Source organism: Kitasatospora sp. NPDC127067 (assembly GCF_042724755.1).
GTDB lineage: Bacteria > Actinomycetota > Actinomycetes > Streptomycetales > Streptomycetaceae > Kitasatospora > Kitasatospora lactacystinica.
Genome location: NZ_JBHXEM010000209.1, coordinates 1 through 9,406, shown reverse-complemented (window position 1 = coordinate 9,406; position 9,406 = coordinate 1). Strand labels below are relative to the sequence as shown.

The 9,406-nt window shown below is 73.0% G+C and carries 8 protein-coding genes; 3 read left to right on the top strand and 5 right to left on the bottom strand.

The genetic code is table 11. The features are described 5' to 3' along the window. From ACFWJ4_RS39670 to ACFWJ4_RS39660, 3 genes are all read right to left on the bottom strand, one after another. The coding region (locus ACFWJ4_RS39670) for an NADH-quinone oxidoreductase subunit C (protein ID WP_380553815.1) at positions 1 to 649 on the bottom strand (649 nt) is incomplete at its 3' end. Beyond that, positions 646 to 1,356, bottom strand: a complete 711-nt coding sequence (locus ACFWJ4_RS39665; protein WP_380553812.1) for an NADH-quinone oxidoreductase subunit B — start codon at positions 1,354 to 1,356, stop codon at positions 646 to 648. The genes ACFWJ4_RS39670 and ACFWJ4_RS39665, both read right to left, overlap by 4 nt. After that, positions 1,347 to 1,763, bottom strand: coding sequence for an NADH-quinone oxidoreductase subunit A (locus tag ACFWJ4_RS39660; RefSeq protein WP_380553809.1), 417 nt, complete (start codon positions 1,761 to 1,763; stop codon positions 1,347 to 1,349). Before ACFWJ4_RS39660 ends, ACFWJ4_RS39665 begins: the two co-directional genes overlap by 10 nt. A gap of 339 nt (positions 1,764 to 2,102) precedes the next feature. On the opposite strand from ACFWJ4_RS39660, the gene ACFWJ4_RS39655 reads away from it, so the two are divergent. Then, a complete protein-coding gene (locus tag ACFWJ4_RS39655) occupies positions 2,103 to 3,272 on the top strand; it encodes a sensor domain-containing protein (protein WP_359902910.1) in 1,170 nt (389 codons plus the stop codon). Positions 3,273 to 3,407: 135 nt separating this feature from the next. On the opposite strand, the gene ACFWJ4_RS39650 is transcribed toward ACFWJ4_RS39655, so the two are convergent. Further along, the gene (locus ACFWJ4_RS39650; RefSeq protein WP_380553818.1) at positions 3,408 to 4,532 is read right to left on the bottom strand and encodes a S1C family serine protease; all 1,125 of its coding nucleotides are present in this window, start codon (positions 4,530 to 4,532) and stop codon (positions 3,408 to 3,410) included. Positions 4,533 to 4,728: 196 nt separating this feature from the next. Between ACFWJ4_RS39650 and galE the strand changes: the two genes are divergently transcribed. Further along, complete coding sequence (galE, locus tag ACFWJ4_RS39645) at positions 4,729 to 5,715, top strand: UDP-glucose 4-epimerase GalE (protein ID WP_359902884.1); 987 nt, start codon at positions 4,729 to 4,731, stop codon at positions 5,713 to 5,715. Positions 5,716 to 5,773: 58 nt separating this feature from the next. On the opposite strand, the gene ACFWJ4_RS39640 is transcribed toward galE, so the two are convergent. Next, on the bottom strand, positions 5,774 to 8,161 hold the full coding sequence (locus ACFWJ4_RS39640) for a PQQ-binding-like beta-propeller repeat protein (RefSeq protein WP_380553806.1): 2,388 nt from the start codon (positions 8,159 to 8,161) through the stop codon (positions 5,774 to 5,776). 448 nt (positions 8,162 to 8,609) lie between these two features. Between ACFWJ4_RS39640 and ACFWJ4_RS39635 the strand changes: the two genes are divergently transcribed. Then, the gene (locus ACFWJ4_RS39635) at positions 8,610 to 9,257 is read left to right on the top strand and encodes a TetR family transcriptional regulator (protein ID WP_224284690.1); all 648 of its coding nucleotides are present in this window, start codon (positions 8,610 to 8,612) and stop codon (positions 9,255 to 9,257) included. The last annotated feature ends 149 nt before the right edge of the window (positions 9,258 to 9,406 follow it).

Sequence of the window (9,406 nt, the reverse complement as noted above, 5' to 3'; positions counted from 1 at the left end):
CGCCGGCCGCGCCCGCCCGGGGCGTCCGCGCCGCCGCGCCCGCCGCCCGCGCACCGCGCGCGGGCCGCTCGGCGACCGGCGGCAGGGTGCCCTTGAGCGGCCCCCACTCGTTCGGGTCCGGCACGCCGGCCGGCTGCATCTTGCGCCGGGCCGGCCCGCCGCCGTGATCGGACTCGCCCGGCTCCTTGGCGCCCGGCCAGTCCTTGGCGACCCGCGCCGCGAGCACGAACTCCTTGCGCAGCGGGTTCCCCTCGAAGCCGTCCGGCAGCAGCAGGGTGGCGAGGTAGGGGTGCCCGGGGAAGTCGATGCCGAACATCTCGTGGGTCTCGCGCTCGTGCCAGGCGGCACCGGCGTAGACGGCGACGGCGGTCGGCAGCGCCGCCCTGTCGCGCGGCACCCGGGTGCGCAGCGCGAGGTGCCGCACGCCCGGCGCCTCGACGGCGGCCAGGTGCGCGACCACGGAGAAACCCTCGGCGAGCTCGTCGACGGCGCTCAGCCAGTCGAAGAAGCCCAGCCCCAGGACGTCCCGGGCGTTGGTGAGCGCCTCGATCCAGTTCTCGGCCGGGACGTCGACGGTGATCAGCCCGTACGCCTCGGCGCCGGTCGCCCACTCCCCGACCGACGCCGCGCACTGCTCGGCGGAAGTCACGAGACCCCTCCCTCGGTCGAAGAGCCGGCCGGAGCCCCGGTCGGGGATCCGGCCTCGGGAACGTCCCCGGAGCCCGTCCCGGTGCCGTGCGAGGGCCCGGTCACCAGCGGACGGCGCAGCGCCGACGCGGGCGCCGCGTAGCGGTCCGGCAGGGACTCGGCGGCGATCTTCTCCTGGAGCTTGAGGATGCCCTGGAGCAGCGCCTCCGGCCGCGGCGGGCAGCCGGGTACGTAGACGTCCACCGGGATGATCTGGTCCACGCCCTTGGTGACCGAGTAGGAGTCCCAGTACGGGCCGCCGGAGTTGGAGCAGGCGCCGAAGGAGATGACGTACTTCGGCTCGGGCATCTGCTCGTAGAGGCGCTTGACGGCGGGCGCCATCTTGTCGGTCACCGTCCCGGAGACGATCATCAGATCAGCCTGCCGGGGTCCGGGAGCGAACGGGATGACACCCATCCGGATGAAGTCGTGCTTGGCCATGGACGCGGCGATGAACTCGATCGCGCAGCAGGCCAGGCCGAAGTTGAAGCACCAGAGGCTGTAGCGGCGGCCCCAGTTGAGCACCACCTTGACCGGGTCCGGCGCGAGCCGGGCCAGCGGGCCGATGCCGCGGCGCTCGACGGCGCCGGGGCGCGCGGGGTCCGGCAGGCCGAGCGGAACGGGACCGCCCTCGGCGCCGCCGTGCGAGTGGGAGTGCGTCACGTCCATTCCAGAACGCCCTTCTTCCAGGCGTAGAGCAGCCCGACCGTGAGGAAGCCGATGAACAGGAACATCTCGATCAGGGTTCCGGCGCCGTACCCTGCGGTGGCGAAGACGGTCGCCCAGGGGAACAGGTAGATCGCGTCCACCGCGAAGATCACGTACAGGAAGGCGTACACGTAGTAGCGGATCTGGGTGTGCGCCCAGTCCTCGCCCACCGGGTCCACTCCGCACTCGTACGTGAGGAGCTTCTCGGGCGAGTAGACCACGGGTCGCAGCAGCCGGTTGGCGGTGAACGCCACGGCGACGAAGAGCACCCCGACGACGGCCAGCAGACCCATCGCGGCGTACGCGTCGAAGTAGCCGCTGCCGACCGCCGGGTCGGCCGCGACGGCAGCCGCGTGCTTCCCCTCCATGCCTTCGCCTCCACCTCGACCGAGAACCCGCCCTAAGGACAGTTCTACGACGTTTACTCTCACGGGCCTAACGATGGCCAAAGCGTGAGTCTAAGGGGACCGCTCCGCTCCACCCGAAACCTGCTCGGTCCGCAAGACGGCCGGTGGACACCGTGGCGGACCGCCGGCGACCGGGCCCGGGGTGGGGTTAACCCCCGGCCGGGAAGATGTATCACCCCCATGGCATCCCCCGCCCGCCGTTCGGGAAGCTTGGTCCAGCCGCACGACGAAGTAGGGACGGTAGATCCGATGAAGCCGCTGCACCGCGCCGTGGACGCCATCAAGGAGCAGGACGCTCGGATGGAGCGCCCGCCGCTGTACGGCAGGAGGATGTGGCACCAGGTCGGACGACTGCTGCTCAACCTGCCGCTCGGCATCTTCGGCTTCGTGCTGGCCGTGGCCACGCTCTCGGTCGGCCTGGGGCTGTCGATCACCGTGATCGGCCTGCCGCTGCTGGCCGGCGGCCTGGCGCTCTCGCGCTCCCTGGGCGCGCTGGGCCGGCGGCGGGCACGGTCGGCCTACGACTCCGGGATCGACGAGCCGCAGCCGGTGGAGCCGCGCCGCCCGGGGATGGTCGGGTACACCATCGCCCAGCTCACCGACCTGCTGAACTGGCGCTCGGCGCTCTACAACGTGCTGATGCTGCCCTGGGGCGTGCTCAGCTTCGCGCTGACCCTGATCTCGGTGATCGCGCTCTGGCCGGTGCTGCCCTGGGTGGTCCGCGGGCTGGCCGCGGTGGACCGCATCCTGATCGAGTCGCTGCTCTTCCCGGGCGCCCTGGCCGAGCGGGTGCGCGAGCTGGAGGACGACCGCGGCACCGTGGTCGACACCGCCGCCGCCGACCTGCGCCGGATCGAGCGCGACCTGCACGACGGGGCCCAGGCCCGGCTGGTCGCGCTGGCGATGGACCTCGGCATGGCCAAGGAGCGGCTGCGCGAGGTGGAGTCCGAGGACGACATGGCGGCCGCCACCAGGATGGTCGACAACGCCCACGGCGAGGTGAAGCTGGCCCTTCAGGAGCTGCGCGACCTGGCCCGCGGCATCCACCCGGCGGTGCTCACCGACCGCGGCCTGGACGCCGCGCTGTCCTCGGTCGCCGCCCGCTGCACCGTCCCCGGCGGGGTCCGGGTGAACGTCGACCTGACCGGCCCGGACGGGGAGCCCGAGCGCCCCGACTCGGCGGTCGAGGGCATCGCCTACTTCACCGTCAGCGAGTTGCTGACCAACGTCTCCAAGCACGCCGGCGCCCGGTCCGCCTCGGTCGAGGTCTGGCGCTCGGAGCACCAGCTGATGGTGCTGGTCCAGGACGACGGCAAGGGTGGCGCGGCCCCCTACCCGGGCAGCGGACTGGCCGGGCTGGCCGAGCGGATCCGCGCGGTGGACGGGGTCTTCCTGGTGGAGAGCCCCGAGGGCGGCCCGACCACCGTCACCGTCGAGCTGCCCTGGCGCACCCGCGCCGCCCGCCGCTGAGCACCCCCTCCCCCGGACACGGCAGGGCGCCGGGACCTCGTCGAGGCGGAGACGAGGTCCCGGCGCCGGTCCGGTACGGCACCCGGCCCGCTGAACCCTTGCGCGGCGTGCGGCCCGGCGTCCCCGTACCGGGGCTCAGGGCGAGGTCTGGGCGGCTGCCAGCTCGCCGAGGGTGACGTCGGCGGTCTTGGTGGCTCCGTTGCGGGTGTAGGTGACGGTGACCTTGGTGCCCGGGCTGAGCGAGGCGAGCGCGGTGGTGAGCGCGTTCAGCGAGTCCACCTGGGTGTCGCCGATCTTGGTGATGACGTCCCCGGCCTGGAGCCCCGCCGAGGCCGCCGCCCCGCCCGGGGTGACCTCCACGATGACCGCGCCGGAGGGCTGGAACTGCTGGTTGAAGCTGGTCCGGGCGGTGATGCCGAGCGCGGCCCGGCCGGAGTTGGTCACCTTGCCCTGCTTGATCAGCTGGTCGGCGATGTTGGTGATGGTGCTCGCCGGGATGGCGAAGCCGATGCCGGGGGCGGCCGCGCCGTTGGTCTGCGGCTCGGTCGCGGCGAGGGTGTTGATGCCGATCACCTTGCTGTCCAGGTCGGCCAGCGCACCGCCGCTGTTGCCCGGGTTGATCGCCGCCGAGGTCTGCACCATGTTGCTGATCGTGGCGCCCGGCGACCCCGGGCCCTGGGGCTCGGAGACGGTCCGCCCGATGGCCGAGACGATGCCCTGGGTGACGCTGCTGGAGAGGCCCAGCGGGCTGCCCATGGCGAGGGTGATCTGGCCGATCTGGACCTTGCCCGAATCGCCGAAGCTGGCCGGCTTGAGACCGCTCGGCGGGTTGTTCAGCCGGATCACCGCGAGGTCGGTGTCGGGGTAGCTGGCGACCAGGCCGGCGTCCAGCGCCGTGGTGCTGTTGGCGAGGGTCACCGTGAAGGTGGTCGCGGTGCCGACCACGTGGGCGTTGGTGACGATGTCGCCCTTGTCGTCGTAGACGATCCCGGACCCGAGGCTGTCGCCGGTGGTGATCTGCACCACGGAGGGCAGCACGTTGGCGATCACCGCCTGGTAGGCGTCCTGCAACTGGATCCCGCCGTTCGACTGGCCGGACGACGAGGCGGCCTGCGGGGAGCCGGCGGCCGGGGACGAACCGGTGGCGGCGACGGTGGACGAGGAGGACGTGCCGCTGCTGCACCCGGCCAGTGCCAGCACGGCCGCCAGCGCCACCGCGACGGCCCCAGGCAGCCGCCCGCCCGGCGGCCTCGGCCCGATCGGCCGCGGCCCGGCGGGCAGGGGGTTGGCGTGTTCCTTGTGACGGCGCACCTGGCTGCCTCCGATTCGTCACCGCGCCGAACGGGCGCAGGTGTGGACGCACGGAAATCCTGCTCAGCTTTTCACCGTTTTGTCCGCTTTGCGGCCTCGACTCGCCCGAACGTGGCGATCGAATCCGAACGCCTAGGATCGGCACATGACTTGGTTGATCACCGGCGGTGCCGGATACATCGGCGGACACGTCGTCCGACAGCTGCTCGACGCCGGGGAGCGCGTCGCCGTCCTGGACGACCTCAGCACCGGCGACGCCTCCCGGCTGCCGGCCGGCGTCCCCCTGATCGAGGGCTCCACCCTGGACCGCGCCGCCCTGGACGCCGCGATCCGCGAACACGGCGTCGAGGGCATCCTGCACTTCGCCGCCAAGAAGCAGGTCGGCGAGTCCGTCGAGCAGCCCTTCCTGTACTACCGCGAGAACATGATCGGCCTCCAGACCGTCCTGGAGGCCGCCGCCGAGGGCGGGGTGAAGCGCTTCCTCTTCTCCTCCTCCGCCGCGGTCTACGGCATGCCGGACGTCGACCTGGTCACCGAGTCCACGCCCTGCGCCCCGATGAGCCCGTACGGCGAGACCAAGCTGGCCGGCGAGTGGCTGGTCGCCGCGGCCGGCAAGGCCCACGGCATGTCCACCGTGGCCCTGCGCTACTTCAACGTGGCCGGCGCCGCCTCCCCCGAGCTCTCCGACGCCGGGGTGTTCAACCTGATCCCGATGGTCTTCGAGCGGCTCACCGCCGGCGAGGCCCCGCGGATCTTCGGCGACGACTACCGGACCCCGGACGGCACCTGCGTCCGCGACTTCATCCACGTCTCCGACATCGCCTCGGCGCACGTGGCGGCCGCCAAGCGGATGGCCGCCGACCCGGCCGGCGCGACCTCCCTGGTGCTGAACATCGGCCGCGGCGAGGGCGTCAGCGTCAAGGAGATGCTGGAGGTGATCGGCAAGGTCACCGGCTACGACACCGCCGCCGAGGTGACCCCGCGCCGCGCCGGCGACCCGGCCCGCGTGGTGGCCTCCGCCGACCTGATCCACCGCGAGCTGGGCTGGACCGCCCGTCACGACGTGACGGAAATGGTCTCCTCCGCGTGGGACGGCTGGTGCAGCCGCCACCCCGGGGCCCGCAAGGCCTGAGGCCCGACCCGGCGCCGCCGCTGCGGCGGCGCCGACCCGGCGGTGTCCGCCCCGCGGTTCAGCGGGCGGGCACCGCCGTGCCGTAGAAGGCGTCCAGCGCGTACACGCAGCGGTCCTTGGAGCCCACGAAGACCCGGCCGCCGACCGCCACCGGCGAGCCGGTGAGCTCGCCCTTGGTGCCGAGCTCCCAGCGCAGCTGACCGCTCGCCAGGTCCAGGGTGTGCAGCGAGTGGTCCCGGCTGCCCAGGTGCACCAGGCCGTCGGCCACCGCCGGGGAACCGACGATCTCCCCGCGGGCGGTGTAGCGCCAGCGCTCCCGGCCGCCGGCCGCCTCGAAGGCGTACAGCACCTCGCCGTTGCCGACCAGCACCATGCCGTCCGCGACCACCACCGGGTCGGCGCCCTGGCGGCGGCCGGTGACCCCGCGCCAGCGGTCCAGGCCGGTGGCCGCGTCCAGCGCGTAGACCGTGCCCAGGTAGTCGGCCACGTAGACCGCGTCGGAGTCCAGGGCGGGCGGGGTGAACAGCACCACCGGGGCCTCGAAGCGCCAGCGCTCCACCCCGCTGGCGGCGTCCAGCGCGTACACCCGGGTGCCGGCCGACACGTACAGCACGCCGCCGCGCTCCACCGGGTGCGAGGGCACGTCCTCGCCGACCGGGAAGGACCAGCGCAGGCCCGCACCGCGCGGGTCGACGCAGCGCAGCCGCCCGCCGCCGTAGTAGTAGGCGGCGCCGCCCACCAGGACCGGGCCGGACTGCGGGTTCTCGTAGTCCTGCTGGGCGTCGTCCGCGCGCCACAGCTCGGCGCCGTTGGCGGCCGAGCGGAGCTGGACGCCGCCGCCCCTGATGCCGCAGCAGAGCACGCCGTCGGCGGCGGAGAGCGAGTAGACCCAGCCGTCCAGCGAGGTGCGCCAGCGCTCGGTGCCGTCCGCGGCGTCCACGGTGTACAGGTGCGGGCCGTCCGCCGCGTGCACCCGGCCGGCGTCCACCGCGAGCGCCCAGGCGACGTCCCGGGTCTTGTAACGGCGCTCGCCAGAGGCGATGTCCAGCGCGTGCACCTCGAAGCTGGAGACGAAGAGCGTGCCGTCCGCGACCACCGGGGTGCCCCAGACGTCGTTGGACATCCGGAACCGCCAGGGGCGCCAGCGGGCGACCGGCGCGGGCGGCGGGGTGGGGGCCCGGCGGACCCAGTCGGTCGTGGCCGGGGCGGTGCTCGGGCCGGGCTGCTCGTACTCGGCCCGCGGCCCCGGGCCTATCCGCACCGAGGCACCGGACAGCTGCACCTCGACGGAGCCGCCGGTCGGCGCCCGGTGCCGGTTCGGGGAGGCGATCTTCGCGGTCGGGATCTCGGCGTCCGAGTGCGGGCCCGGCTGCGGCAGGCTGTGCACCGGCCCGGCCGGCGGCTGGGCGTGCCGCCCGCCCGGGTTGGTGCGCGGGTCGGCCGGTCCGAGGTGCTGCGGCGGGACGTGCGCGGGCGGGACGTGCGCGGGCGGGCCCTGGGGATGCGGCGGCGGCTGGGCCGGGCCGGCCGGCGGGCGCGACGGCGGGGCGGCCGGACGGCGGCCCCGCTTGCGCTCGATCAGCTCCAGCGCGTTGGCCGGCAGCCACTCCCCGGCCTCGCCGGAGGCGTCGTCCCGCGAGAAGAGGTGCGGGGCCAGCTCGGTCTGGATCTGCGCCGGGGTGGGCCTGCGCTCGGGGGCCTGCTGCATGCAGGCGCGGACCAGGTCCATCAGCTCCGGCGGCATGCCGGTCAGGTCCGGCTCCTCGCGCAGCAGCTGGAACACCGTCTCGACGGGGTTGGAGCCCCGGTAGGGCGGGTGCCCGGTGGCGCAGAAGACCATCAGCGAGCCGAGCGAGAAGACGTCGCTGGCGCCCCGGACGGTACGGCTGTCCCGGGCCTGCTCGGGGGACATGTAGGCGGGGGTGCCGACCGCGACGTTGGTCATGGTGAGCCGGGTGCTGGACACCCCGGCCGCGATGCCGAAGTCGATCACCTTCGGGCCGTCCTCGACCACCAGGACGTTGGAGGGCTTGAGGTCGCGGTGGATCAGCCCGGCCGCGTGGATGGACTGGAGGGCCTCCGCGATGCCGGCGACCAGCCAGCGGGTGGCCTCCACCGGCAGCGGGCCGCAGTCCTCGACCAGGTCCTCCAGCGAGGGGGCCGGGATGTACGCGGTGGCCAGCCAGGGCACCCGGGCGTCCGCGTCCGCGTCCACCACGGCCGCCGTGTAGAAGCCGCCGACCGTCTTGGCCGCCGCGATCTCCCGGGCGAAGCGGACCCGGAACAGCTCGTCCTCGGCCAGCTCACCCCGCACGGTCTTGATGGCCACCCGCCGCCCCGACGCGGAACGCGCCAGGTAGACCAGCCCCATCCCACCCGCGCCGAGCCGCCCCAGCACCTCGAAGGGCCCGATCCGCCTCGGATCGTGCGCCGTCAGCTGGTCCACTCCGCTGCCACCTCCCCGTTGTCCGCACCCGCCGCGTGGTGCCGGACCCGATTCTCCAATGCCGTCCTCCGCATATCCAACCTCCCCCACCCCCCGGAACCCGTCGTCCGGGCCCGGACGACGCCCCGGACAGCCCTCTGACCAGCGAGGACGGAACGGCCGGATCCTGACGCCCGCTCCGGGGGCGGCTTGCGCCCGGAGCCCCGGACCGTCCACTTCCGGACGGGACCGCACCCTTCGGCCGTCGTCACGCTCTGTCACCCAACCACCCCTCAGCGGACTCGCCGTCACGCTGTGAGGTCAAAAGCACACGGGGGGGCTTCAACAGGGGCTTCGAAGCCCGGTGAATATCCGTCCGAAGTGGTTCATGCCGCTATACCAACCCCCGTGCGGAGTAATAGTCGCATCACCGAATCGCGCCAAGATCGTGCCACGGTAAGCTGACGGCATGACAGGACAAGTTCGCACCGTCGACGGTCGCGTCGCCGGGCGACGCGGACAGGAGACGCGGCAGAAGCTGCTCGATTGCCTCCGCGAGATGCTCAGCACGTCGCCCTATCGGGACGTCAAGGTCATCGACGTCGCCCGTATGGCGGGTACCTCCCCCGCGACCTTCTACCAGTACTTCCCGGATGTCGAGGGCGCTGTCCTCGAAATCGCCGAGGAAATGGCCAAGGACGCCGACCAGCTCAAAGAGCTGGTGGCCGGAAAGTCCTGGGCAGGGAAGTCCGGACCGACCACTTCGGAAGAACTGGTCGACGGATTCCTCGCCTTCTGGCGCAAGAACGACGCCATTCTCCGAGTGGTCACGCTCGGTGCCGCCGAAGGGGACAAGCGGTTCTTCAAGATCCGCATGACGGTCCTCAACGCGGTCGCCAAGCCACTCGCGGAGGCCGTCAAGGAACTCCAGGCGAAGGGTCAGGCCGACAAGTCGCTCGATCCGAACGCCGTGGCCGGGGCCCTGGTCTCGCTGCTCGCCTCGGCGGCCGAGCACCAGAAGGCCTTCACCTCCTGGGGCGTCAAGGTCAAGGACCTCAAGCCCAACCTCGCTCCCCTGGTGTACCTGGGCGTCACCGGCAAGAAGGCGCCCAAGTAGGACCGTTCTCCGACCCATCATCCGCTCCGCGCGCAGCCCCGGCCTCCTGTCCGGGGAACGACGGACGGCGGCCGTGTCCTCGGGGGAGGTCCGCCGACGTACCGCACGCGCGCCAGACATGCCGGTGGGCGGGCACCCGGGACAGGGTG